Source organism: Aliidiomarina sp. (assembly GCF_022565475.1).
Classification (GTDB): Bacteria; Pseudomonadota; Gammaproteobacteria; order Enterobacterales; family Alteromonadaceae; genus Aliidiomarina.
Map to the genome: position 1 here is coordinate 157670 of NZ_JAIUMR010000001.1, position 25142 is coordinate 182811.

Below are 25142 nucleotides of genomic sequence, written 5' to 3' on the forward strand. Positions count from 1 at the left end.
ATGACACAGCCGATCATTCGTATTCAGGGTTTACGCAATCAATTTGGCATCCACGTCGTGCATGACAACCTTGATCTGGAGGTTTACCGGGGCGAAATTCTTGGTGTCGTCGGTGGTTCCGGTTCTGGCAAGTCCGTTCTACTGCGCAGTATCATTGGTTTACAAACCCCAGCAGCTGGGACTGTCGAACTACTCGGTAATAATGTCCGTGACATCAAAAAGTCGCAATTGGAAAAGCAAACTGGGGTATTGTTTCAGTCGGGCGCCTTGTACTCTTCCATGACAGTCGCTGAAAATATTAGCGTGCCCTTGATCGAGCATGCAAAGTTTAGCCGTCGCGACGCCGCTTTGTTAGCGCGCATGAAAATTGCCTTAACAGGATTACCAGCGCACGCAGCTGACCTATATCCAGCTGAACTTTCAGGCGGTATGATTAAACGTGCCGCGTTAGCACGAGCATTAGCGCTCGACCCGGCAGTACTTTTCCTCGATGAGCCCACAGCTGGGTTAGATCCCATAGGCGCTGCAGCCTTTGATAAATTATTGGTTACTTTGCGTGACGCACTTGACCTCACGGTTTTTCTCGTCACCCACGACCTCGACACTCTTTATAGCAGTTGTGACCGTGTTGCCGTGCTCGCTGAGAAACGTGTGATTATCGCCGAACCCTTGGCGAATGTGGTGGACTATGATCACCCGTGGATTCAAGACTATTTCCACGGCCCTCGCGGTCGTGCAGCAATACAGGCGCAAACTCGTTTGCACCAGGAGGATTAACATGGAAACCCGTGCGCACCATCTCTTTGTTGGCTTATTTACTGTCGTTGCCCTTGTTGCTGCCGTGTTTTTCACACTGTGGCTCACCAAGGCTGGCAGCGAGCGTGCTGTCGTCGAGTATGAAGTCGTATTTAACGATGGCGTCTCTGGGCTGTCCGTTGGCAGCCCAGTGCAGTTTAATGGCATTCGAATTGGCGAAGTGGCAAGCTTACAGCTTGATCCAAGCGATCCGAATCAAGTTCGGGTGCGCATTTTTGTGGATAATCAGGTACCTATTGCACCGAGCACCTCGGCACGATTAGCATTACTCAATGTGACTGGTGCCACTGCAATCGACCTTTATGTGAATGACGAGCGTGTGCATGAACACGTGTATAACAGCCGAGGGATTGCCGTTCTTGTCGCCGAGCCTAGTCCATTTACCCGACTTAGGGTTAGTAGTGAGGAGCTACTGGTAAACCTAAACAGTTTCCTCAATAACGCAGCGAATATTGTCTCCGAAGAGAACAGTGAACGCATTGCCAATATTTTATCCAATCTCGATCAACTGAGTGGTTCGTTGGCACAACAGAGCGATAGCTTAGGTGCAGACTTGAGTGCCTTAATGGCTAATTTGAACACCACGAGCGCACAACTCACCCAAACGCTGCAGCGTTTTGATGACAATATTCTCGGCCAAAGTGAGCCAATCATGGCGAATGCTGCTGCGGCAATGCAAAGCCTCGCCGAGATGAGTCAGCGCGTCGAAACGCTCGTTGCTAAGCATGAAGAGTCCGTCGCCTCCGGACTCGATGGCGTCGCGGAAATTGGTCCTGTCATTCGGGAATTGCGCAATACCATTCACACGGTGAATATGATTTTGTTACAAATTGACCAAGATCCGGCAGGTTATCTGTTAGGCCGCGAACAACTAAAGGAGTATAAGCCATGAGACTCGCTCTAATTGCGCTACTAAGTGTTAGCTGGCTGAGTGCCTGTACTGTGCTGCCCGAAGCCGAAACCGTTGAGGTGTACCGTCTCCATCCCGTGGCAACCGCTGCCATCGATAGTCCTCAGGAATTCCCCGCAGCATTGCGTGTGAGCCGCCCGTTAGTCACCGATTTATTGGCGGGTAATCGCGTGTTACGGCTCCATGCGGATCAAAGTTTCTCTACTTATTCAGGCACACGTTGGAGTTCTGCGATACCGATACTCTGGCGCGATTGGCTGACCGACGCTTTGTCGCAACATCCAGGCTTTGCTCAGCTCAGTAGTGATGTCGACAATGTCGCTGCCGATGTCGAGCTTACGGGTACTTTGCGTAACTTCCACATTGAAAGCCATGAAGGGCGCGCTTATGCAGTGGTTCAATTTGATGCACGGCTCATCAATTTGACCGGTCGGAGTGTCAGCGCACAACAACGCTTTGATGCCCGCGTAGCCGTCACTGGCAATTCAAGCGCGGCGGCAGTTGCGGCGCTCAGCCAAGCCACCCAATCCGTCTATACCGATCTGGTTGCTTGGCTGCTCACCTATGAGAACGGTTAGCGTTTCATCACAAATGCATAAGCGGTCATAAAAGCATTTTGTTGAAAGCCTTTTAGTCCAGTGTCAGCGTAGTCTACTGCAAGTGGATTACGCTTGAGGATTTCCTTCTGTTCCGTGCCATTTAAAATGTGAGTCTGGACGTTGTCGAGCAACTGCAATACGGTTTCGATTTTAAAGCCCACCGCAGCGCCGGCAAATTTACCTTTCTGCGGGCGCTCTTTAATGACGATATGCTGCACCTTGTAATCGGTCATAAGTTTTTGCAGCGTAAAATGAAACTTCTGTATCTGCTCTTGCACGTTATCTTTCGTCAACTGTAAGCGCACGGTACGGCAATCTGGCAGACCAACTAGTCCGTCGTCCATGTCCATGAGAACAAAAATCGCTTCATTACTTTTAATTTCTACACCACACACACGCATGCTTGCTCCTTAATTAAATTGGGCCTGCTCACCAAGAATATAGGTGGCGGCGACGGCGCGATCATCGGCCAATGTGTTTAATACGAAAAGTGTTTCCTGTATCGTTTTGCACTGTGCTGTCCGGCTTGCCAATAATGGTGTGGCCGCTAAGTCGAGGACGACAAAATCAGCTTCTTTACCAAGATCGAAATTACCAATACAGTGATCAAGCGAAAGCGCCTTAGCACCACCTAATGTGGCTAAATAAAGCGCCTCGAGCGCTGGTAAACTTTGTCCTTGAAGCTGTTGCACTTTATAGGCTTCACCCATAGTTTGCAGCATCGAAAAACTCGTACCCGCACCGACGTCTGTGCCTAAACCCACGCGAATGCCATGCGCTTGCAATCGCCGCAAAGGAAACAATCCCGAGCCTAAAAATAGATTCGAGGTCGGACAATGAGCAACCACCGAGTCGGTCGCGGCTAATCGTTCACAACTGGTCTCACACAGATGGACGCCATGGGCAAACACGCTGCGCTGGCCAAGTAACCCTGAATGCTCGTAAACGTCTAAATAATTTTCACTTTCTGGGAACAAGTCAGCGACCCAGGCAATTTCCGCTTCGTTTTCGGCCAAATGAGTATGAAGATACACGTCTGGGAATTCTTGCAGTAACTCCCCTGCTTTGTCCAATTGCTCGCGACTGCTGGTCGGTGCAAAGCGCGGCGTAACCGCATACAATAAACGGTCTTTGCCATGCCAGCGTTGAATCAGTGCCTTACTCTCCGTGTAACCCTGTTCCGCAGTATCACGCAAATTCTCAGGCGCGTTACGATCCATCAACACTTTACCTGCAATCATCCGCAGTTGCCGTTGTTGCGCGGCTTGAAAAAATGCGTCAACCGATTGTGGATGGACAGTGCCAAAGACCAACGCGGTCGTCGTGCCGTTGCGTAGTAGTTCGTTTAAAAAGCGTTCCGCAACGTCGCGGGCATGGCTTTCGTCGGCAAACTTAGCTTCTTCTGGGAAAGTATAGGTTTCAAGCCAGTCAAGCAATTGTGCACCGTAGGCGCCGATCATGTCCGTTTGTGGATAATGAATATGAGTGTCGATAAAACCCGGAACAATCAGTTTATCGCGATAGTCAACCACTTCAAAATCAGCGCTATTGTTTATGCGCTTCGAATCCATGTAGTCGGTATAATCACCCACGGCAATAACCTTACCGTCTGCGACCACGAGTAAACCATCGGCAAAATATTCCCACGCCGCGTCACCAGCAACTGCGGGGTCTGCTAAGCAATGCAAAATAGCCGCACGAAAACCACGCTTTCCCATATCAACAACAATCCTGTATTGAGCTTGAATTCAAAACGAACCGCGCATTATACATGAAAAGCTCGGAAGCATGCCTGTTTCATAGCGATCACTGTGTCCTTTTCGCGCAAGGCAGGATAACCGGCTCTATTGCCTTGTCTCACTATGCTGAACGATAGCGCAACTCTGCTTCGCGAACTTTCTGCAAATAATTTCGCGTTTCTGCAAACGGATGATAGCGCAGTAAATGCTGATAGACCTGCTCTGGCGTCATACTATTAATTCGTCGCAAAGCTTCGTCACGATTGCTTGAAAATGCCCGAAACACGTTACCCGATCCACCATTGTAGCCAGCAATTTTGGCATATTGACGACTGAGTGGATCGGCTATTTGGTTCAGATACACATCATCAAGCAAGTACAGATAGGCACTGCCGATATCAATGTTGTAATCCGGTTTAAATAAGTTTTCCCGAGTTGGCTCCCCCGGTAAACCTTTCACTCGCTCATAGACATCTCGGCCCGCCGTCGCTTGCACAATTTGCATTAAGCCAAGCGCATTGGCATGGCTCACCGCGTAGGGATTAAAGCTACTTTCCACCTCGATCACTGCGTACACCAGTGTCGGCGGAATGCGATATTGATTAGCGTAACGTAGGACGGAATCGGAGTACTGGAGTTGCCTGAGATGCAAATGATTATCGACTAAACTGACGCGAACTGAGCTAATCAGCCGACCATCACTGCGGCGTTGACGGAACTGGTTGTTAATCAAGAACTGCGCAAAACGTTCAGCACGCCACTCGTAGCGAATCGGTTCGCCATCGTGGTCGAGAATTTGTTGATACAAGAACGGTTCATCGCCCAGTTGCGGCTGCTGGTCGGTAAAGATGTCTTCAACGGTGAGATCTTTTGGCGTCAATAAGGTTAAGATAAGCGCCTGTTGCAACATGGTGCGTGGAGCGTCTTCGTCGATAGTCTCAACCTGCAAATAGCCCTGCTCAAAATCAATAATGGCGCGAGCGAGATAATCATTACTGTACTTCACATAACGCTTTTCTGACGGCAGTTCTTCGTTGTCTTTGCCCCAGACATCTTCGAGAATAATTGCAATGACCTCAAGAATTTCACGAATTGACGAGATATTTTTCAAGCCTTCAATGCCGCCATAGGGCTCAAGGCGGTCATTAATAATAATTCGGGCGTAATCACGGGCGCCGGTCTGTTCGACGATAGAGCGCCACTCCTTGCGCGATAAACTGCAACTCATTAGCGTTAGCGCAAGTCCAGCCATTAGGCAGCTACGGAGAAGGCGAGACAAAGCATTTGGTTGAATGGTCATGTGGTCCTCTTCAAACTGCTTCCGTCTAGGCAAATATGCGTAAGTTAAGTCTTTAACATACGCATTTTCTAGGGCAATTCAAGAGTCTAGCTTACACGTTTACTGAGCTTTTAAGGACGTATTTCGACCGCAATTGAGCCCGACGCATTTTGTTTGACCAAATAACTGAGCGGAACTTGAGCACCGACAGGTGTCTCAAGGCGGCCAATGCAGGTGAGCTCTTTGTCGAGATAATTTTTATGGGCTTGACGACCGTAGATAAATTTTAATAAATCAGCTTGTTGAGCAGCATAGCGCTCAAGCGCATTCGGCGCTGATAGATCAATGGACTCGTCGATGTTTCCTTGCTCGTCCCGAACCGGCCAAGCTTGCACGCCCGATTGATATTCCGCAATGAGGCGCGTTGTGAAGAAAGCTTTACTTTGTTGTTTTACGTCATTGACGACCGCAACACTATCACACTGAAAATCACCGGCGCCGCAAGCCACCAGTAAAATACTTGATGCAACTAAAAAGATAGGTCGATGGTGGTTGCTCATGATGAACTAATCCTTCAGGTTCTCGTGAATACACTCGAATGTCACTACAATGCTTGCGGGCGTAGTGTAGCAAAATTAATCACCTTTGCAATATCTTTTATCATTCTGAGAATTACATTTAGTCATTCATATTAATTGACCTGATTCTCGGCGCTGGCCTGTCGAATTAATACAACAGCCTGACCATAACGAGGATGTTCAGGAGCTAATTCCTGCGCGACTTGAGCCGCGGCTAGCGCCTCGATGTCTCGCTCTTGACGGAGCAGCGACCACGCTAAATTGAAAAAACCGGCAGGCTGTAAAGGACTTAATTCAGTTGCTCGATAGAAATACGCTTCAGCATTGGCATAGTCGTGTTGCTGATAAGCAATACTCCCTAACCCCATGTACCCGGTTGCATCCTCAGGCCAGCGTTCAGTACCAGCAGCATAGGCCATGGAAGCCAGCAACAAGCGGCCTTGTTGTTCAACCGCAGCGACTGCCTCAAAATAGTGCAGCGATGGCACTGACTCTGGCATGAATCCGATCGGTGGCACAACCATGGCCCAATAGTTGCCAAGTCGCCAACTGCGTTCAAAAGCACGTAACGAAACCACTTCACGTTCTGTGGTTCCAGAGCGCAAGATCAGCTGCTGTTTTCCCGGCTCAAATCCAATCACGACCGCATAATGCCAGATTGGCCAACGTTCTAAACCGAGGTTCTGCAAAACCAACACCGGATAACCGGCAGCAACTTCCGCAAATAACGCATCCATTCGACGTGGAATCACAAACGGAATACGGTCAGCGCGGCGGGTTGCTGCCAGTAGCTCGGCTTGCAAACTCCCTTCTCGATCCGGTAAGTAGACCTGCGAAACCAAACTTTCCGGCGTAGCATCTGCAACGCCGGCAACTTGTAACACAGTCGCTAAGGCAGCAGGACCACATTGATAGTCTTCTTGCGGATAAAACGGTGTTTCACTTAATTCAACTGCCGTCCAAGCGTCAGTATCAAGCGACTTATATTGAAAAGGAGCAGCACTGCAACCGACTAGATAAACGGTCAAGAACAAAAACAAAAAGCGTTGATGAGCTAACATGATAACCCTTAAAGCAAAGAAAAACGCTTGCTAAGCTCGCGCTTAACAAGCGTTCATCACCGTCATTGCTTATCTAAAAAATACGAGCCAGATAATAATAGCGACTAAAATCACTGTGGTACTGACGCTAATTCCAGCACCTGCCGGTAACTCATCCAAATGTGCGGTGAGTTCCATAACTTCTGCATCTGTCATTGCCGCGACGCGTGCGACTGCATCGTCAGGATTAACGCCATAGCGAACCAATTGCTCACGAACTTCATCACGATGTAATTGCTCAACTAGTTGAGCACGGTTCCAACCTGACTGTTGCTCAGCAACAACGTCAGCGGTCGAAACTATATCCGCCTGGGCGGTTGGTAAAACAGCTGCTGAAAACGCAAAACTAGACAATAAAAAGGTCGTTCCAATTAACAGTGTTTTTTTCATGACAAATCTCCATGTTGGTTGTCACTTATAAACATAGACCATAATTGCAGAAAGGTCTGTAAACTTTGCGAAATTCTTTCGCCAAGTTTCGCCCGCTTGTCCGTCAAATCTTTGCAGATAACTCTATGATCTAGAACATACTTTCAATCAACTTAATTTTACCTATATGACTATTTTGACTATGCTTTAATACGTCAATGCATCCATTTGCTATACCCGAGGAGAAACTCATGAGCAGTGAACATAGAAAAGTGATACTTTGCACCAATATTGTCCGTTACGAACGATTGTTGGAACTCAGTAAAGCGCAAGCCCAAGCTGCTGTTTCTTTCCAAGAACATACAGTTGCAGAACTGGCGAAAAAGTTTGAGGGGCAATTGGTTGAAAAAGTTGGCGGACGAATCATGGCCACGTTTAAAAATCCAGATTCAGCAATGGCGAGTGCCGTCAGTCTCTTGAAAGCGATCGATGACGAACCGTTTTATGTCCGCATTGGTTTGCATTTCGGCGACACACAAGGATCGGGACAAAGCCTTTCCGGCTCAGGCGTGGTCATTGCATCCGAGCTTGCGGAACTTGCCAGTCCTGATCACATTGTGATTTCCGAGGCATTGAAGAATGAATTGAGCAGCCTCCCCCACGTCAAAATCATCGCAGCAGGAGAGCGCTCTTTGCCTGGGGTATCGAGCCCTGTAAATAGCTATCGTGTAGAAATTATTTAAAAACGAATTCGCCCTTGCTCGATCGCTTGATAAAGGTCTGCCGATAAACGTTGGTATCCCTTTTCTCGGTCGAGCAACACATAGACTTGCTCATTCCCTGTCGATGGTCGGAAACCTTGCTGTTTTAACTCAGTTTTCTTTATTTTAAAGGTACCGGTCACCTCATGAAACTCACGCAAGCGAACAAACAGTGGGACTGCATAATCCGGGAGTTTTCGCTGAATATGCTGATAAAACTCGACTGGATTAAAACGCTGAGCGTGAGCAACAACTAAAGACGCCATACCCGCCCGTCCGTCGGCATGCGGAACCTGAACTCCATACACCACAGCTTCAACAATGTCGCTGAACGTTTGTAATTGCGCCTCTACTTCAGTAGTGGCTACATTCTCTGACTTCCATCGAAATGTATCACCAACGCGATCAATGAAAGCAATATGCCGGTAGCCTTGATCACGTACAATATCACCGGTATTGAACCAGCAATCCCCGGGTTTAAATACATTGCGAAGCAACTTCGCTTCGTTTGCTGCGCGGTTATTGGCGTAGCCATCGAAAGGCGTTTTCTCCGAAACTTCTGCAAGTAACAGCCCAACATCTCCCTTTTTAACGCGTTGTAAGCCCCCCTGTTGGTTAACAATGGGTTGCTCCTGCTCAACATCAAACTGAACGATAGCAAAGGTCATTGGCGAAAAGCCAACCGTACGTTTAAGGTTAAAAGCATTCACAAAACCAATATTTCCTTCACTCGCACCATAGAGTTCGCAAATATGCTCAATTTGAAAACGTTGCTGGAAGGCGTCCCAAATTTCGGCACGTAAACCATTGCCAAGGACAGCCCGAACTTTGTGCTGACGATCACGTTGGTTTGTTGGCTGATTTAATAAATAACGACAAATCTCGCCGATATAAACAAAGGCTGTACTCTCGCTGTCGCGGATCTCCTGCCAGAAATGTGTCGCGCTAAATTTCCGTGCTAAAACTAAGGTCGACCGTGTTAACACAACAGCACTCAAGGCAATCGACAAGGCTGTATTGTGATAGAGCGGTGAGCAACTATACAGTTTATCGCTCGATTTTAGACCGAGCGCCATGCGACCAAAACCTATACCTGCCTTAACCCAACGCAAATGGGTCATCGGCGCCGCTTTCGGCAAACCCGTGGTTCCCGATGTAAAGACAAAGAAACTCTGTTCACTGAGCGTGATGGAATTCGTTTCGGCAAGATTTTCATTGCTGCACTGCTCACTAATTCGCTGTAAATCTTGGTATTCGGGCGTGTTCAATTGTGAGCTGCTTTCCGGCATGCAAAACCGTTGCATGGTCGCCGGCAGCTCCTCCGCCGTTTTTAATGTCTCAATGCACTCTTCACCAACGATGAGCACTCTCGGTTGAATGGTGGCAAAACTATGCGCAAGAACTTCTGCTTTCTGCTTGTAGTTGATCATGCCAGCGACCGCGCCCAACTTATTTACTGCAAACACGCACGCGAGCAATTCCGGTCGATTCTCAAACATTAAAGCAACGCAGTCGCCCTGGCCTACCCCCGCGCTCTTCAGAGCGTGAGCTAACTGATTCGCCCACGCATTAAAATCAGCATACGAATAGGAGCGTCCTTCAAACTCGATGAAGGTCTGACTCGGACGCAGACGAGCAGCTTGCTGAAGGTAATAGCCGGTCGAGCCAATATCTGACTTTTTCGCCATGGCTAACTTCAAATTCGACCACAGAAACTGTGGCAATCGCGGTAGAAACCTAAAAATAGCAGCAACAATATCCGCAAGCGTATGAATATTCTTATTATTTGTGTTCATAGTAAGCTAATCGAAACTCTGAGTAACCAACATCATAGCGAACACTTTCTTACCGTGCTAGCCAAAATTTCCCTATCACTGTTGCAAATGAGAATGATTCTGATTAAGATTTGGATCTAATTCAGCTGGAGACGATCACGTGAGAAAATTCGGTACGCTGGCGCAGTGGCATTGGGTAAGTTCAGCACTTTGTTTAATCGGCATGCTGATGTTTGCGATTACAGGTATTACGTTGAATCATGCACAACGTATTTCAGCACAGCCCATCACCGAGGTGGTCACCGAGAGCGTGCCTGACTATTTCCTCACAGAAATCGATGAACAACGGTTTTCACCCGAATTTATTATTTGGGTTCGCCAACACATTGGTGTCAACTTAGCCGGAAAATCTGCGGAATGGAGTGATTTTGATGTTTATGTGAGTCTACCGCGTCCTGGTGGTGATGCTTGGCTTAGTATTGATTTCGAGACTGCGGAAATTCACTATGAACACACAAAACGCGGAGCGATTGCCTACTTGAATGATTTACACAAAGGGAGGCATACCGGCATTGCATGGCAATGGTTCCTAGACCTATTCGCAGTCGCTTGTATCGTTTTTACCGTCACCGGACTACTACTTCTCCATCGCTTCGCCAAACGACGCTGGTCGACATGGCCGCTCGTTACCGCAGGCGCTTTGCTCCCCATCGCTATTCTACTTCTGTTCGTCCATTAAATTCAGAGACTTGCTATGCATGATTTTGCCGTTACCCACGCCATTCTTGTGACCTTAGGATTGACTTGGTTTGCATTTACTTGGTGGCAGTATCGACGTATGAATCATGTTCGATCGGTTAACCAACCGTCATCCAATCGTTTATCCGTAATCGATACCTCACACCATTCTGTTATCAGTAACAATGCCGCAGCGTGTTCAATTGTCTATGCCAGTGAAGGTGGTCAAGCGCAGCAACTTGCTGAACAACTTCACTGCGGACTTCAGCAACAGAAAGACGGGTTTTCTCGCCTATGTTCCTTTACTGAATTTGTTTTTACACTTGACCTTGCTTCAGAAGACTCTGCGCATCAAGATGTGATTTTCATTGTCAGCACCGCCGGTGACGGTGCTCCCCCAGCAATGGCTCATGCTGGATGGCAACGCTTGCAGACAATCACAAGTTGGCCGCGCAATCTGTCAGTCTGCGTTTTGGCTTTAGGTGATCGAAACTATCCAAAGTTTTGCGCTTTTGGTCATGCACTACAAAATCACTTACACCATAGTGGTGCCGAGTTTATTTTACCTTTGACCTGCGTCGACAAGTTACAGCAAAGCACAATTATTGATTGGCAGTGGCGACTCAGCAGCAAACTTAGCCAAAATTTTGGCAGCTCAATAAATCGCCTGATGGAAACAGCAACGCCATGCTTATGGCGGTTAACGCATCGGCAATGGTTGAATGAAAATGATTCGGGAGTGATGCATAATCGACCGCTTTTTCATCTTGGCTTTAAACCGCTTGATCGACCATCGGATCAGGCCTTCGACTGGTCGCCTGGCGATCTTGTCGATATCGGCCTTAACGATGGAAGCGTTCGTACTTACTCGATTGCTTCAATTCCAGAAAGTGGGCAACTCGATCTGATTGTCCGTCAAGTGCGTGGTCCCGATGGAAGTCTCGGAGCAGGTTCAGGCTGGTTGACTGAGCGTATCGATGCGGGCAGTCAAATTGACCTGAAAATTCGTAGGAACATCGCGTTTCACCCGTCCGAGCTCGAAAAGCCTGCCATTTTTATTGCCGCTGGCAGTGGCTATGCCGGTATTCGCGCGCATTTACAGTATCGCGCACAACACTCAGCTGGGCAGAATTGGCTTATTTTTGGCGAGCGCTCGCGCCGGTTCGACAGTATTTTCAGCAATGAAACCAGAGTGCTGCGCGAGCAAGGATTGTTAGTTCATGAACATCGCGTGTTTTCCCGTCCAGACGCGAACGACTGCACCGAGCTCCTGCCGCATAGCTGTTATGTTCAAGACATCCTGAAAACCCACCGCCCACGTTTGCAACAATGGTTAATGGCCGGCGCTACAATCTACATTTGTGGCGGTCAATCTATGGGAGCGGCAGTGCTCGAGCAAATCAAAGCAGCCACTGGTTCAGCCACCTTGGCGCTCTTAAAGCAACAGAACCGCATCCGCTGCGAACTGTACTAAACCACCATTCGGGGTCGGAGCCGGAAGGAAAATAATTCCGGCTCCGAGCCGATAATATAACTTACTGATATTACTTAATTTTCGTTTTGTCTTACGGCCTTGCCTTTTATTTTATAAGGGCTATGATAGGTCCTCATCAACACTGAGGAAGCCATGTTTAAATACGATTATTCAATTCTGAGTACTGCCCTCACCTTTCCAGTCTAAGGCCGCGCGCATTCTGCGCTCGGCGATAAACCCTGTTCATTTTGTTTGTTTGGTTCGGTTGGAGATAAAGCCGTGCTGTCACATTCGTGGAAACGTATGTTCAGGTTTTGCAAAACCTCAATTTGCTACACCCATCCAATGTTACAGGACTCAAGCCAACGTATGTTGCTTGATCCGGTTCAATTGGCCTCAATTTTAAATCGATTGGAAGCATCAACCCGACCGACGTCACGTTTGCATGCTCGTGTCACCGTAGGGAGCTTTGTCACTCTGACCGCAACAGACTACAGCGAGTCGCTAGAAATTCAAGTTGTCGAGCCAAACGAAAGCATGCCTGCACGTAATCGTGTCTCATTTTTATCGCCTGTTGGCGCGGCTATTCTTGGTAAACGCAGAGGCAGTGAAGTCCGTGTCAAGACGAGTTACGGCGACTTTGATTGGATCATCACCTGTGTTCGCCAGCATCGAGGCGACTTTTAAGTATCTTGCCACAATCAACCGAATAACAATGGAGGACCATCGCCATGAAGTAACCACTGGGTTTAATTCGATCTGCGCAACCCACGCAGAAAGGCATTTAACTTAGAAAGGTGAACATCATGAGTAAAGAAAAAGCGAAAAAACCCGCAACAAAAACCTTAAAAGAAAAACGTCGCGAAAAGAAACAAAAACAACAAAGCGACTAAATCTAACTGGGCTCCCATGTCGGGAGCCCTTCTTGCTATCGATCGACGTATCGGCTCGGTGGGTCAGGCGGACGAGCAACTGGCAGGTTATAACCGCCAAAATGGTAACGTAGATAGATGAGTCCTTGATTTGGAGCGAACGTATCCGAACGAATCAACTCGGTTCTCAGGCCAACATACCAATGGCGATTGATTTGGTACTCAAAAACCCCGGTTAAACTGTGACTGCGGCCCCCACCTGTTCCTGCAGTGAAAAATGGACTCACCCCAGTCACCTCTTGATTCTGTTGCGCAATCTCTTGCAGCGTCGCATCCGTAGGGAAAAATATTTGCTCTCCCAAGCGCGTTGATGAATATCCAAGCGATCCACGTACGAGATAAGAAAAGCGATTAATACGCCCAAAAACAGTGATTGGCACACTGATCGAACGGTATTGCTCGGGACTATAATAATGTCCATGCCCATAGGTTGTTTCACTTAAATCTTCATCAAATCCCCAAAACAGCGTCGTTAAGCCAACGGTTACGGCAAAGGGTTCACTCGAGTAAGCTCGGACATAACCACCAGTAAAGGCATACCAGCGCCAATTTTCTTCCACCTGATGGCCCATGTAGTAGTCGAGCCCAGTATTTCCCCACCAACCAAAACGGCCGCCTTGGTCCCAACTTGCGCCGAGATCGATACCATTTTTCGTTACTGCCCCCCAGTTGCGGTCTGAGAATGGGTCCTCAATACTCGCAAAACTAATCAGTGTTGCTGTTTGAATACGCCGACTAGCAGTCAAACGCACACCAAATTCACCAAGACTGCGACGCATGCCAACCCCACCGATCCAATCACTACGGTTGAAGCCGACGGGGCTGCGACCAATATCAAACCACCAATCGCCGTAATCTGCCCCAACTCCCATTGCGACACCGAAATCCTTCCGCACTGGCTGAATGCCTTCAGGACAATCCTCTTCACACAAAAGCCCTGTACCAAAACGGTTGCGCCAAAACGTGTTATCGAGATCCGCAGCCCCCGCGTCTAGCCAAATCGGATCAACCCTTGCGAACCAATACCCAGATCGGCTATCGAAAGGAACCCGTAGGTCAATCATTACTGATTTTGAATTTAATTCGGTAATACCTGGTGTGCCACTTTTTTGGCGTTGCTCATAACCCAAATACAAAACTTTTTCGGAGCTCGAGATTAAATTGCGCGCACGACTTTGTAAGCCGGGTACGCGCCAGTCATCACTTTCTTGACTCACCCATATGCTAGTCGACTCGCTGTCTCCACGTTGAACTTCAATACCGCGAACAGCCCATTGGTATGCCAAGCTGCGATCACCAACAGCTTCGGCGAAGCGACTCGCCTCGGCATAGCCTTCGGCTTGATTTTCAGTATCTAGACGCGTCATATTTTGCTCAATCGCACGCAAGTATTGCCGATCAGACGCACGCGCATCGGCCGCCATTGTCGAGATATATGTCGCTAAAGTACTCGTATCAGCGTCATCCAGCGTATTCGGATTGCTGGCTAAAAATCTACGCCAATCTTGGCGAAAATCACGCACGTCAATCCGCGATTGTATTCGTTCTTGATGGGCTAACATTGCCTCTGAACGAGCGTTCTCGGAGACCCGCAAAATAGCCGCAAGTGCATCGTCATCACGTTCGTTGCGGGCAAGATATAAACTATAGGCAAACCATGCATCATCACTGGGATAATGTTGAATTAATTCAGCGAACCTTTGGGCAGCCAATTCCAGCTCTTCCCGCTGTTCATGACTTTGAACTAAGGTCGCAACCAACCAGGGGTCGCTTGGCTCTCGACGATAAGCTTCGAGCAACAATTCATGTCCGCTGTCGTTATCGCCCTGTTCGGTTGCCGCCATTGCACGCGCTCGCAGCAAACGTGCGTCCAGATTTGCAATTAAATCGACTTGGTTCTCGGCATCGGGGTGAGATTGCAGCCGATCAAACATAATTTGCGCTCGGCGCAATTCACCTTCATTGAGATGTTGACCGAACAAACCAAAGTCTCGCCAAAACGTGGTCACTTCAATCATTTGTTGCCACTGTTCAACCTCTGGCTCCATGCTGGCTGCTCGACGAAACCAAGCAAGTGCCTCAGCATGCCGACCTTGACGCATCGTCGCATAACCGAGCCCACTAACTGCGGCAACGGAGTCTGGGCGCTCTTGATAAGACTCGCGTAGCCATCGTTCAGCCATCAGAGGCTGTTCATTAGCAAGGTAGGTCAAACCACGCTGTAACTTCTGAAATGCAGGGTCCGATTCCAGTTCTGCAGTTGCAGCGACGACTTGACGCGACCGTTCCGCCACTTCGCTGATTTCCAAATGGTCCGGATGTTTTTCTTCGAGCACCGCAATGAAATCGTTGACCGACGCAGTTTCGACTCCAAAAAAATTAATAATTCGTAAACTTAACGCTCGCGCCTGTGCGCCAAAGACAGCGTCTTCACTCAAGCGGGCTAAGTTTTGATAATCATCAGAAGTCAGTTGATTCTGCAAGAATCGCACTTCGATTAAGGCCAATTGCAAACGCACTGAGTTTGGCTGCTCGCGGCGTAATTGAGTCAAACCGGCAACAGCTTCATCGGCTTGTCCCGCACGAGCATGTGCAAACCAATATTGAATAGCCAAATCAAGGTTCTCTGGCGCACGTGGAAATGCCAGTCGCCACTCGACCACAGCTTCTTCATAACGGCCGGCAAGATACAATAGTTCAGCATTACCAACTGCCTGCTGCGCCTCACTATCAAGCGCGACAATCTCGCGTAAACGGCGCGTTGCCGGATGCTCTGGTGCGTTTTCAACTAATTGATTGTAATACCGTCGCGCTTGTTCCGTTTGACGCTGCTGCCATGCAATCATCGCGCGCAACTCAAGCACGCGCGGGTGGTTCGGTTGCACTCGTTCAAGTTGTTGAATCAAGTCTTCAACCCGGTCCATTCGACCCCGTTCATACCAATAGACGATTTGAGCTTCGACAGACTGAATCGATTGCGCCTGACCATCAAGTGGGCGTTCATTTGCTGCCACGCTAACTATCATCAGGAGAAGGAGAATTAAACCGTTGAACCACCGTCGAACCATTAAGAGCTCCTCTCACGATTGCAGCTAGACGTTACATTGAGTTTACCGTCGGCTGTGAAAGCAACACATTCCAGTGCGCTTAACCCAAATAACACCAACATAGTGTCATAATAGCGCTGTGCGTAACGAGCGGGGCTTCGGGCGGCGAGACGAGCAAGTTGCGTGGTATACACACGCTCTTCAAACTCTGCCTGATCCCGAAAGTTCGTATCGTGGAGATGAAAGTAGAGCAATGCGACGGCGGAAAAACCTACGGGGCCTTGACCACGGAAATCCCCCTGATGCTCAAGTTCAGTTGGCGGATGATCGGTCGCAGCAGTCGCAGTATAGAAAGCATCAAATTTACTGAGATAGTGGTGATATCCCTGCTGGAAATCCCAACTTAACCAAAGGTACGTGCGGATCGCGTCATAACTACCCACGCTTACCTGTTGTTGGTGTTCTTGTGCGGTCTGCTCAAGCGCAAGAAGGCGTCCATTGCTGTCAACAGCAACCCAGTTTGGGATCATTCGATGTGATTCGCTGGCAAGTTCACTGAATAACCTTTCACTCCAGCGAATCACTTCATGCCAACGCTCGTCCTGTGTATAGGCTGCTAATCCATGAAATAGGGTAATCGTTAAATAACTTGGATTAACAATCCAATAATCTTGCATTGTCGACTGATCGTGATGCTGAAATCCAACCGGAGCTGGTAATAATAGCCGCTCACCATTTAATGCAACCGTTTCTTGCGCAAGAATCAATTTCGCCAATTCTTCACCAAGTTCCTGATAGCTTGCATTCTGCCAAAGTTCAGCTGCAGCGAGCAAAGCATAGGCGATCCAGATATCCGAATCGCTTGCTGAATTCGCATCGATAACTCCCCAAGACTCATCCTCACGCTGGCCCCACAACCAAGCCGGAAGGTTTTTCCGAATATCGCCGTCCGCTAAATTATTCACTGTCCATTTTAACAGTGCGGTAAAGGTCTCCTGATCATCGGCTAACAAGCTAAACCAAAGCCCATAGGATTGACCTTCCGATGTCGTGATTGAGCGCTCAGAGCCGAGATCAATAACACGACCGTCGGCACTGATAAACTGCTCAATGAAGCGTTGATAGTGCCATTGAAATGACAAACGCTCTGTGACGCCGAGCTCTAATGGTGGAAACACGTCGCGGCTTAACACATCAGCTTGATCACTACGATTACAACTACTCAACAGCACCACAAAAATCGTCATCAAGACGAGCATCGTTGGCTGTCGGTTCATGCTATTGCCCCCCTACCCGACGCCGTGCTTTGCGTGCAAACAACCAATAGATCACCAAGACGAGTGTAATCAGCGCCAGTAAGGTAATGACGGAAACCAAAACTGGATAGCGTGACAGGTGGAAATAAAGCCGCTTCCAGAAGCTCAATTCGCCAACATAATAGCGAGAAAAGCTCTGTAAGTTTTGTTCATGGCCCGGTGTTAGAATCGTCATGAATCCAGTGACTGCTGAGCTGCGTTCCGACGATCGCAACAAGGCGCTGATTTGTCCTAAATAGTCACTGTCCGTGGCGGTGAGTGCTACCACGGTGCTACGCGAGTGAAGTGGCGATTGAAAGCTGACCATTGCCGCACTTGGGCCGGATACAGCTACTTGCTCATTGCTACTAAACAACAATTGTTGTCGACCCGACAAACCATGATGGGCCAACTGTTGATCCAGTGTAGCGCGGCCAAATCGTTGCAGAAAGGCTTGCAGAGCGGCGCGACCAACAATCAAAAAATCCTTGGTACTATTCTGGTCAATTGCATCGACCGCAACAATGTTTACGCCACTCGTATGATGTCCTGTTGCGCCAGCAATCAGTGCAACGGCGCTTAACATCACCTCGATTTCCGTATTGCTCGGCTCAACATCAATTACTACATGCGTTTGATAGAGGTCGTCGTAACGTGAAAATGGGTACCCTGTTTTTGCGAAAAGATGCAAATTAGGCATCTCAACATAGTGCTCATAACCGCGCAAATCGATGGACGAGTCACCATCAATTGCACCTGTGGTGTTTCCAAGTGGCCGTACTCGGCACTCTTCTGAACGAGCACTGAATGTAAATTCAAAGTCAAGTCGATTAACCGCACCCAGTTTAAATGCTGGGATCTGTAAGGCTGGCTGAGTAAACGGATTAAACTCAAGCAATGGCACCCGAATCCGGTCCGCAGCGCCGCCGATACCAGATTCTGTCAATGTGTAACCTTTAATAAATTCATTATTAATAAATACACGCAACCGGCTCTCGTCTTTCTCGATGGGAGGGGTATGGCGAAACTTCAAGTCAATTGGGATGCCGTGACGTTGCCAAGTAAATAAATCAGGCGGAAGCATGAGATTGACTGCGATTGGCGCATTTGCATAACCATTTCGCTGTAAATCACCAGGAAAATCAACCAGTTCACTGAACGTGACCGGCCGATCCGTGCGTACCCAACGCGGCGCTGAATAAGCGGGCCGCGGTTCAGGTGCCGCAGCATAAACGATTGCTCTGTCACCGCTTAAACCCGCACGATGCTCAACTAACCCATGCACCGCAGAGACCAATCCGTTTGTGTCCGGAGCTTGAATTAATAGAACTTTAAAAATGTCATTCAGTGGGTTCGTAATAATCCGCACCGTCGGCTCATTGACGTCTGGATAGTCACGGAATAACCAAGGACGTTCGTCATTTGTCATAAAAACGATCGCGTGAGACGTCGGCCAATCTTCAACTTCACTCTCGCGTTGAAGCACCTGTCTATACCGGTAAACCGTTGCTTCAGTTCCGCGCCAAGCAGCTTGTTTGGCAAAGTAGCTATGTAAGATACCCGTTGCAATTAAATGATTATGGGTGGTCTGTTGGGGGAGCACATAGTGAAAGGATGGCCGGGTAAAATCACGCTGGTCAAAAAACGGCTCTGGAAACCAGCTGAGTTCATCTGCAACCACAAGTTGTTGCGTTGCTATTTCTATATAGCTCTGGCTTGCAAACTCAAGCCAAGCTGCGGGAGATAATACAGCACATTCCAAGCCCTCTGCTTCCGCTAAAAGCTCAAAAGTCAGCTCATTATAGCGAGCAAAGTAATTTGCCGGCAGATTCAATTCAAGCTCGTGGCGCCGATCAGACGCATCAGCAGGTATTGTAATCGCTCGTATCAGTTCACCATTAAAGCGAATGCGTAGCTGTGATGTTCTTCCGACTAACGTCGGTGAATATGCGTAATTTAAATATAATGTGCCACCCTGTGGAATTTGATCCATGCGACTACCAAACCCTAACGACATTTGATCCGCCATACCGTCAACTCGGAGCACTCGCTCTCCGGCCAATTCACGGAATGTCCAACGTTGTTCATAGGTTGGTAAGTCAAAATAAGGATTAGCTATAACCGGTGGCTCATCGACAACTTGAGCCACCCCCGACGTCATCAGAAGAAAAGATGAAAACACGATTGTCAGAGTGCAACAAAACGAGCGCATCGTTGAACTAAAAGCGTAAGAATTCATTATCTACTTTTTCTCCTGGGAAATAGGGTAACAGTGAACGAACTCCCCGACCCATTCGGTAAATGACATCAAAGATAGGTTGTAGTTTTGGCATCAAATTACTAGCCATTCGATAGTAGCCACGAGCACCGATGGCGATCACTTCTCGGAAACTCGAAATGGGTCTATCGACCACAGTCTCGTCACGCCAACCTACCCATGCGTCTGCTCGCGAGAACGTCGCGCGCATCAATGCCATCTGTGCTTCATGCGAATCAGAGGTAAACAAGGTACCCACTAAGTCACCACGTCGGCTTACCACTGTGACTGAAAATGCGTTCATTGAAGGGCCTTCAGCCATAATCAGATGAAGTTCCTCACCTTCCGAGACCGCGCACTCAAGCGGTAATCGAATCCCTGCGCCACGATCAGAATAATCAACTAATTCTGCCGCAAATGAATGTCCGGTCGCATTCACGACCGAAATAGGCCGCTCAACATTAACACGATTAGACGTTCGAACTTGTTTTGATTCCTCAGCAACCGCAACTGCCCCGCCAAGAATGATTAGATTATAGCTGACCCATAAAAGATTGAGTGCAACCGTTAGATATTCATCAGAAGGGCCCGTCAATAAACGCCAAATGCCGAATAAAAAACCAATTAAACAGAGCAAGACCAAAATAATGTAAGGCTTGGAGACTTCCCAATCAAAATAACTTGTTGGCGTTTGTCCTCCTTTGGCCGTTACATTGAACTTACCATGTTTAGGGGCAAATAGAGCAACTAACGTTGGCCGCATGATGTACCATGCTAATACGGTTTCATACATTTCTGCCCAAAATGAATGACGGTAACGACCTTGTGATTTTGAATTGGTTAGATACGAATGGACAATATGCGGTAACGCATAAAGCGCAATCATAATAGCAGGCGCAAAAACGATGTAACTGTGCAGTAAGAGAAATGCCAACGGAGCCATCATAAAGATAATACGCGGTAAACCGTTTAAGAAATAAAGCATGGCATTCGCATAACAAATCCGCTGACCTAAATTGAGTCCACGGCCTACTAATGGGTTATCCAGACGGAAAATTTGCGCCATACCGCGAGCCCAACGAATGCGCTGACCAATATGTGCAGATAAACTCTCCGTTGCTAGACCGGCTGCTTGCGGAATATTCAAATAGGCCGAGCTGTACCCTAAACGATGGAGTTTTAAGGCTGTATGAGCATCCTCGGTAACGGTTTCAACTGCAATGCCACCAACCTTTTCAAGCGGCCCACGCTTTAATACTGCACATGAACCGCAAAAAAAGGATGCATTCCACATGTCATTTCCGTCTTGAATCAGACCATAAAACAATTCGCCTTCATTGGGTTTATTGCGAAAAATGGTCAGGTTTTTTTCGAAAGGATCAGGCGAGAAGAAGTGATGAGGCGTTTGTAATAAAGCTAAATCTTTATCCGCGTAGAACCATCCCATCGACAACTGTAAAAATGAACGCGTCGGTATATGGTCGCAATCAAAAATGGTAATGAAATCGCCCGTTGTTTTCTTCAACGCGTGATTTAGGTTGCCCGCTTTCGCATGCGAATTATCGGGCCTGACCATATATCCGACGTTAACACTCTTAGCAAATTCAGCAAAGTCCGAGCGGCGGCCATCGTCAAGTAAGTAAATATTAAGTTTATCGACTGGCCAGTCCATAGCTAAGGCAGCAAGAACGGTAGGTCGGACAACACTTAACGGTTCGTTATAGGAAGGGATAAATATATCAACACTTGGCCACTGACGAGTATCTTCGGGTAACTGCGCTACTTTCCGTTTTAACGGCCAAATGGTTTGGATATAACCAAGCACTAAAATCGTCCAGGCATAAATTTCCGCGCTTAGTAACAGTAGACTTAATGCCGTGTCGGTTGGCACATCCCAATTGATGGTTTGGGTCACCCGCCAGTATAAATATCTTGAACTCACTAATACCGACAAGACAACCATAAGAATCAGTGCGCCGCGTTTCTGCACATCGCGCACCCATAATGCGGTTGCCCAAAAGATTAATAGCATGACTGCTTGAGAGTTTGCATCCATCGGCAAGGTAATTGTAAAAGCAACCACAAGCGCCGCGATAACCGTTAAGGAAATTCGAATCGAGGCAGTATCGAGCCATGCGTATCCGGTGATATCACCAAACTGATTAATGACCCGAGTCGCCTTGGACGTCGCAAAACGATTAAATTGACCCGAAACCCAACGTTTACTCGCTTTGACTAACTGTTGTCGGCGATGTTTCTTTGCAGCTGCTTTTGCCGCTCGAGCTTCGCGCAATGATTGTTCGGTTTGTTTCTCTTGTTGAAAAAAGATCAACCACAATGCCTGTAAGATAATCCGAATCGGATCGAAGAAACGTAGTCTTGTGAAGTCAACATGGGGAAACCAGAATCGCAAGGTAAAATCAGATTCGCCAACTTTACCTGCACGTGCTTTACCCTGCATTCCGGGATGAACAAAAATGGCTTCAAGGTAAAGCACCAGCAAGTGCATACATGCTCGAGTACGAGTCAGTGTTCGGCGTGCTTGACGCCATTGTTCAACAATCAGACTCATCCCTTAGGCATCCTCCACAATCGCAACCGACCGCTCGGCAACTTCATGAACGACCCATAACGCTAGGGCATCAAAATCTCGAGCTGCCTGGGCTTTGGGTTGATACGTTCTCACTGGACAACGCTGAGCAAAAGCTTCGGGTACGTGTTGATCACTATTTACCATTAACGGGACTAATCGTCCGTCCGCAATTTGACCACGAATAAAATCCATACTGTCGCGTTGCAACACAACTTGTGGTGCGACACCATTAAGTAACAAATAGCTATGAGCCTCTGCATCCACTTGCCGAGGTGCCGTATCCACTAAATAGCGAGAGAGGCCTCGGATTAATCGTGGTTCTGGTCGCACGATGTTGAGCACGAGATCACATTGACGATATGCCCAACGTTGCAGAGCACTCGGCTCAGTCGGTAAATCAATAATCAAAAACCGTTCCTGCTTAGCGAATAGTGGCGCAAACAAATCCGCAAGCTTGTCCATATCATCTTCAGCAGTTTCGCTGATATGACGCTCCTCTGAAGTCATACCCATAGGAATAAAGGGATAACCTGAACGACTCTCAAACGTGATATCGAGTAAAGCGCTGCCGTTGTGTAACGCGCTTATAATGCCTTGGTTCTCGGTCGGCTCCATGCCAAAGTGCAAACACAAACTATTGTCACGATTCAAATCGATTGCAATCGCTCGATGCTCGATTGCACAGAGCGCAACAGCAAGGCCAGCGACAATTGACGTCGCGCCTGCACCACCGAAGACATTCTGTACCCCAACAACGGTTGCTGCTTTACTCTTCTTTGACGCTGTCATTCGATTACCTCATTACGCAGGCTCTCATTATCATTCGGAGCCAAGCTTGTCCCTTTAACTCTGCTTGCGGCGCGCTTCCACTAAGTCTGCAAGTGACTGTCGATAGAGAGGCCAACGGCGGGCAATTTCATCTAGCCTTTGGTGAAATCGAACCTCAATGAAGTCCGTGTTGAAGCCTTCAACATACTCTTTCAAGCGCGCAATATCACTTGCTACATTCTTCTTATTTTCGACCCTCATTCTGTTTTACCTTGCTTGGATACATTATGGAATACGCTAAATATTAGATTGCCTAAAAATAAAAACACTATAATCTCTAGAGCTTAGCGTGAATTTGAACTATAAAGTGTAGTACGCATTGACGAAATTCGCTGGCTTAATTTCGTCACCTCATGACGCTAGGATAAGGAAATTAGTATTGCTATCACTTAGCAGCATCATTACCGGAATCCCAGAAACCACGCCATTATTCAAAACTGGCGAAGTCCATACATTTGTCATTCAAAATTCACTGTGGACAAGTTATCTTGTTGAGCATATTAGTATGCAACAACCTGCACTCCTTGTTGCTCCCGCTACAAGCCTTGAACGCACATACAAGCGTATGAAAGGTGTTCTGCAGCAAGAGCACCTGCACTTTGCTGAGTGGAAACATACAAAACATTTTAAGCTCAAACACGCAGTCGCCGCGCTGGAACGCATGGCCAAACAAACCCCGGTTATTTTTCTGCATTTGAACTTTAATGATATCGACTCTTACTCAAAAGACGTTCTCAAAAATGAGTTTAATCGTGAGTTAAGTTTTTGGGCTGCAAGTCGCGGGAAAATTTTGTTTATTTTAATCGAAGGCGACATTTCCGACACTAAAGTTCAAGCCTATCTTACACTCAACAGCCGTTTTTTGCAGAGCCTTCATTTTATTTATAAAAGCCATTCTTACTGGCGCTGGAATGTACAGTTCTGGTTTAGTGGCTATAGCCTATCCCGCTGGCAATGGGATCTGTTAGAGACGACAAATCAATTAGGCCACAGTAGTTTTCTTGTTCAAGACAGGCAAAGTGATTTATCCATGGCAACTCGCCTCGGTGAGCATGCGGCAAAGTTCATTTGTGAAAATGCTTTATCTAGTAATGACTTTACTCCGTCAATTTGGCAACGGTTTGGAAGCGACTTTGATCTGAAATCCGCCTTGCAGCCAGGTAGTGATGCGATCGTTATTATTGGATTACGTTCACGTGAACAACTCTTCAACATTGCCGAACTTGTGTTTCATTTGAGAAAATTTGCTGGTAAATACTTACGCATTTTAGTTCGTGCATTTGACGAATCTCTACGAATTCAAGATGAACGATTTTTAATTAGCTGCGGAGCGACTCTCATTTTACCGTCGGAGATCAGTACTCGCAGTCTTTTAAATCTCGCTGAAACGACAACCGGTTTCGTGTATACACATACCTTGCCGGAAAGTTTTAATGATATTCAGGTCAAAGAAGCGACTCTCGATGTCAAAGGCTATTTACCACCCTTAGATTTCTGCAATGCCGTCCTTGAATATGAGAAGCGAGCTAAAAAATACCAAATCGATAGCTTATTGATCGAAGCCAACCTCGCCACCGGCTTGAACCCCGTCGCTCTGATACGGCGTTTCAGCAGCCGTCGCTTTGGCGATTTACTTACTTTCGCAGACAAGAAAATGTATCTCTACTTACACGCATGTCGTGAGTCTGACGCCAATAATGTGGTCTCAATCAACTTTGGGTTGCCCATTAAAAGTATTTTTAAACAGGAAGTTAGAAGCTCGAGTCATAGTAAAATCATTTACCTTGTCGAAGAGTTAAAGCTGAATAGCGATCATTCACAAGCTGCAGATTTAACCTTAGAGTTAAATCAATTAACAACGAAAACAAGCAGCGACGCTGAACGCAAAAATGATGTGGACGTTCACCGCGGCGTGAAGAAAGCCGAATATTTGTGAGGTTCTGAATGACAGAGCAAGACTTAACGTTACTCGTAATTACTGTGTTTCTGCTCGGTATAATTTCGGGGCTAGTTTTAGCTTATGTATTTCGCCGTTTCATCAGCCTGCATATC

Annotated in this window: 21 protein-coding genes; 8 read left to right on the forward strand and 13 right to left on the reverse strand. The window is 47.5% G+C overall.

Going from position 1 to position 25142, the window contains the following annotated elements:
- From LAT77_RS00690 to LAT77_RS00700, 3 genes are read left to right on the forward strand one after another with little or no spacing between them, the layout of a single operon-like run.
- A complete protein-coding gene (locus LAT77_RS00690) occupies window positions 1-777 on the forward strand; it encodes an ABC transporter ATP-binding protein (RefSeq protein WP_290562610.1) in 777 nt (258 codons plus the stop codon).
- 1 nt (window position 778) lies between these two features.
- Window positions 779-1708 (forward strand): MlaD family protein, encoded by a 930-nt coding sequence (locus LAT77_RS00695; protein WP_290562611.1) that lies wholly within the window; start codon window positions 779-781, stop codon window positions 1706-1708.
- Window positions 1705-2304 carry an ABC-type transport auxiliary lipoprotein family protein gene (locus tag LAT77_RS00700; protein WP_290562612.1) on the forward strand — a complete coding sequence of 200 codons (600 nt, stop codon included), beginning with the start codon at window positions 1705-1707 and terminating at the stop codon, window positions 2302-2304. Before LAT77_RS00695 ends, LAT77_RS00700 begins: the two co-directional genes overlap by 4 nt.
- On the opposite strand, the gene LAT77_RS00705 is transcribed toward LAT77_RS00700, so the two are convergent.
- From LAT77_RS00705 to LAT77_RS00730, 6 genes are all read right to left on the reverse strand, one after another.
- Window positions 2301-2726: a DUF3010 family protein gene (locus LAT77_RS00705; protein WP_290562613.1), complete on the reverse strand. Its 426-nt coding sequence runs from the start codon at window positions 2724-2726 to the stop codon at window positions 2301-2303. The genes LAT77_RS00700 and LAT77_RS00705 overlap by 4 nt on opposite strands.
- Window positions 2727-2735: 9 nt before the next feature.
- The gene (guaD, locus tag LAT77_RS00710) at window positions 2736-4043 is read right to left on the reverse strand and encodes a guanine deaminase (RefSeq protein WP_290562614.1); all 1308 of its coding nucleotides are present in this window, start codon (window positions 4041-4043) and stop codon (window positions 2736-2738) included.
- Window positions 4044-4185: 142 nt separating this feature from the next.
- Window positions 4186-5364 carry a murein transglycosylase domain-containing protein gene (locus LAT77_RS00715; protein WP_290562615.1) on the reverse strand — a complete coding sequence of 393 codons (1179 nt, stop codon included), beginning with the start codon at window positions 5362-5364 and terminating at the stop codon, window positions 4186-4188.
- Window positions 5365-5474: 110 nt separating this feature from the next.
- On the reverse strand, window positions 5475-5903 hold the full coding sequence (locus LAT77_RS00720) for a hypothetical protein (protein ID WP_290562616.1): 429 nt from the start codon (window positions 5901-5903) through the stop codon (window positions 5475-5477).
- Between the two features lie 131 nt (window positions 5904-6034).
- Window positions 6035-6982 carry a PA2778 family cysteine peptidase gene (locus LAT77_RS00725; RefSeq protein WP_290562617.1) on the reverse strand — a complete coding sequence of 316 codons (948 nt, stop codon included), beginning with the start codon at window positions 6980-6982 and terminating at the stop codon, window positions 6035-6037.
- A gap of 69 nt (window positions 6983-7051) precedes the next feature.
- On the reverse strand, window positions 7052-7411 hold the full coding sequence (locus tag LAT77_RS00730; RefSeq protein ID WP_290562618.1) for a DUF6627 family protein: 360 nt from the start codon (window positions 7409-7411) through the stop codon (window positions 7052-7054).
- A gap of 230 nt (window positions 7412-7641) precedes the next feature.
- Between LAT77_RS00730 and LAT77_RS00735 the strand changes: the two genes are divergently transcribed.
- Complete coding sequence (locus LAT77_RS00735) at window positions 7642-8133, forward strand: hypothetical protein (protein WP_290562619.1); 492 nt, start codon at window positions 7642-7644, stop codon at window positions 8131-8133.
- Here LAT77_RS00735 and LAT77_RS00740 read toward each other — a convergent pair.
- Complete coding sequence (locus LAT77_RS00740) at window positions 8130-9947, reverse strand: long-chain-acyl-CoA synthetase (RefSeq protein ID WP_290562620.1); 1818 nt, start codon at window positions 9945-9947, stop codon at window positions 8130-8132. The genes LAT77_RS00735 and LAT77_RS00740 overlap by 4 nt on opposite strands.
- Before the next feature lie 139 nt (window positions 9948-10086).
- On the opposite strand from LAT77_RS00740, the gene LAT77_RS00745 reads away from it, so the two are divergent.
- The 3 genes from LAT77_RS00745 to LAT77_RS00755 all read left to right on the forward strand — a co-directional run bounded on the left by LAT77_RS00745 (window position 10087) and on the right by LAT77_RS00755 (window position 12825).
- Window positions 10087-10665, forward strand: a complete 579-nt coding sequence (locus LAT77_RS00745) for a PepSY-associated TM helix domain-containing protein (RefSeq protein WP_290562621.1) — start codon at window positions 10087-10089, stop codon at window positions 10663-10665.
- A 15-nt stretch (window positions 10666-10680) separates the two neighbouring features.
- Window positions 10681-12138, forward strand: coding sequence for an NADPH cytochrome P450 oxidoreductase family protein (locus LAT77_RS00750; RefSeq protein ID WP_290562622.1), 1458 nt, complete (start codon window positions 10681-10683; stop codon window positions 12136-12138).
- Window positions 12139-12507: 369 nt separating this feature from the next.
- Complete coding sequence (locus LAT77_RS00755; protein ID WP_290562623.1) at window positions 12508-12825, forward strand: GreA/GreB family elongation factor; 318 nt, start codon at window positions 12508-12510, stop codon at window positions 12823-12825.
- Between the two features lie 241 nt (window positions 12826-13066).
- Here LAT77_RS00755 and LAT77_RS00760 read toward each other — a convergent pair whose 3' ends face one another.
- From LAT77_RS00760 to LAT77_RS00785, 6 genes are all read right to left on the reverse strand, one after another.
- A complete protein-coding gene (locus tag LAT77_RS00760) occupies window positions 13067-16084 on the reverse strand; it encodes a cellulose synthase subunit BcsC-related outer membrane protein (protein WP_290562624.1) in 3018 nt (1005 codons plus the stop codon).
- Between the two features lie 53 nt (window positions 16085-16137).
- Entirely contained in the window at window positions 16138-17394 is a 1257-nt protein-coding gene (bcsZ, locus tag LAT77_RS00765; RefSeq protein ID WP_290562625.1) for a cellulose synthase complex periplasmic endoglucanase BcsZ, read from the reverse strand.
- Between the two features lies 1 nt (window position 17395).
- Entirely contained in the window at window positions 17396-19561 is a 2166-nt protein-coding gene (locus LAT77_RS00770; protein ID WP_290562626.1) for a cellulose biosynthesis cyclic di-GMP-binding regulatory protein BcsB, read from the reverse strand.
- 70 nt (window positions 19562-19631) lie between these two features.
- A complete protein-coding gene (gene bcsA, locus LAT77_RS00775; protein WP_290562627.1) occupies window positions 19632-22241 on the reverse strand; it encodes a UDP-forming cellulose synthase catalytic subunit in 2610 nt (869 codons plus the stop codon).
- A gap of 3 nt (window positions 22242-22244) precedes the next feature.
- Window positions 22245-23051, reverse strand: a complete 807-nt coding sequence (locus LAT77_RS00780) for a cellulose synthase operon protein YhjQ/BcsQ (RefSeq protein ID WP_290562628.1) — start codon at window positions 23049-23051, stop codon at window positions 22245-22247.
- A 54-nt stretch (window positions 23052-23105) separates the two neighbouring features.
- Window positions 23106-23291 carry a hypothetical protein gene (locus tag LAT77_RS00785; protein WP_290562629.1) on the reverse strand — a complete coding sequence of 62 codons (186 nt, stop codon included), beginning with the start codon at window positions 23289-23291 and terminating at the stop codon, window positions 23106-23108.
- Between the two features lie 118 nt (window positions 23292-23409).
- Between LAT77_RS00785 and LAT77_RS00790 the strand changes: the two genes are divergently transcribed.
- The gene (locus tag LAT77_RS00790) at window positions 23410-25026 is read left to right on the forward strand and encodes a BcsE family c-di-GMP-binding protein (RefSeq protein WP_290562630.1); all 1617 of its coding nucleotides are present in this window, start codon (window positions 23410-23412) and stop codon (window positions 25024-25026) included.
- Window positions 25027-25142 lie beyond the last annotated feature (116 nt).

What these genes read in the sequence shown, in the direction of transcription:
- LAT77_RS00780 (WP_290562628.1), bottom strand. Translation starts at nt 23,051, where the DNA reads ATGACAGCGTCAAAGAAGAGTAAAGCAGCAACCGTTGTTGGGGTACAG.
- LAT77_RS00690 (WP_290562610.1), top strand. Translation starts at nt 1, where the DNA reads ATGACACAGCCGATCATTCGTATTCAGGGTTTACGCAATCAATTTGGC.
- LAT77_RS00705 (WP_290562613.1), bottom strand. Translation starts at nt 2,726, where the DNA reads ATGCGTGTGTGTGGTGTAGAAATTAAAAGTAATGAAGCGATTTTTGTT.
- LAT77_RS00695 (WP_290562611.1), top strand. Translation starts at nt 779, where the DNA reads ATGGAAACCCGTGCGCACCATCTCTTTGTTGGCTTATTTACTGTCGTT.
- bcsA (WP_290562627.1), bottom strand. Translation starts at nt 22,241, where the DNA reads ATGAGTCTGATTGTTGAACAATGGCGTCAAGCACGCCGAACACTGACT.
- LAT77_RS00785 (WP_290562629.1), bottom strand. Translation starts at nt 23,291, where the DNA reads ATGAGGGTCGAAAATAAGAAGAATGTAGCAAGTGATATTGCGCGCTTG.
- LAT77_RS00700 (WP_290562612.1), top strand. Translation starts at nt 1,705, where the DNA reads ATGAGACTCGCTCTAATTGCGCTACTAAGTGTTAGCTGGCTGAGTGCC.
- bcsZ (WP_290562625.1), bottom strand. Translation starts at nt 17,394, where the DNA reads ATGAACCGACAGCCAACGATGCTCGTCTTGATGACGATTTTTGTGGTG.
- LAT77_RS00750 (WP_290562622.1), top strand. Translation starts at nt 10,681, where the DNA reads ATGCATGATTTTGCCGTTACCCACGCCATTCTTGTGACCTTAGGATTG.
- LAT77_RS00730 (WP_290562618.1), bottom strand. Translation starts at nt 7,411, where the DNA reads ATGAAAAAAACACTGTTAATTGGAACGACCTTTTTATTGTCTAGTTTT.
- LAT77_RS00755 (WP_290562623.1), top strand. Translation starts at nt 12,508, where the DNA reads ATGTTGCTTGATCCGGTTCAATTGGCCTCAATTTTAAATCGATTGGAA.
- LAT77_RS00715 (WP_290562615.1), bottom strand. Translation starts at nt 5,364, where the DNA reads ATGACCATTCAACCAAATGCTTTGTCTCGCCTTCTCCGTAGCTGCCTA.
- guaD (WP_290562614.1), bottom strand. Translation starts at nt 4,043, where the DNA reads ATGGGAAAGCGTGGTTTTCGTGCGGCTATTTTGCATTGCTTAGCAGAC.
- LAT77_RS00740 (WP_290562620.1), bottom strand. Translation starts at nt 9,947, where the DNA reads ATGAACACAAATAATAAGAATATTCATACGCTTGCGGATATTGTTGCT.
- LAT77_RS00720 (WP_290562616.1), bottom strand. Translation starts at nt 5,903, where the DNA reads ATGAGCAACCACCATCGACCTATCTTTTTAGTTGCATCAAGTATTTTA.
- LAT77_RS00735 (WP_290562619.1), top strand. Translation starts at nt 7,642, where the DNA reads ATGAGCAGTGAACATAGAAAAGTGATACTTTGCACCAATATTGTCCGT.
- LAT77_RS00725 (WP_290562617.1), bottom strand. Translation starts at nt 6,982, where the DNA reads ATGTTAGCTCATCAACGCTTTTTGTTTTTGTTCTTGACCGTTTATCTA.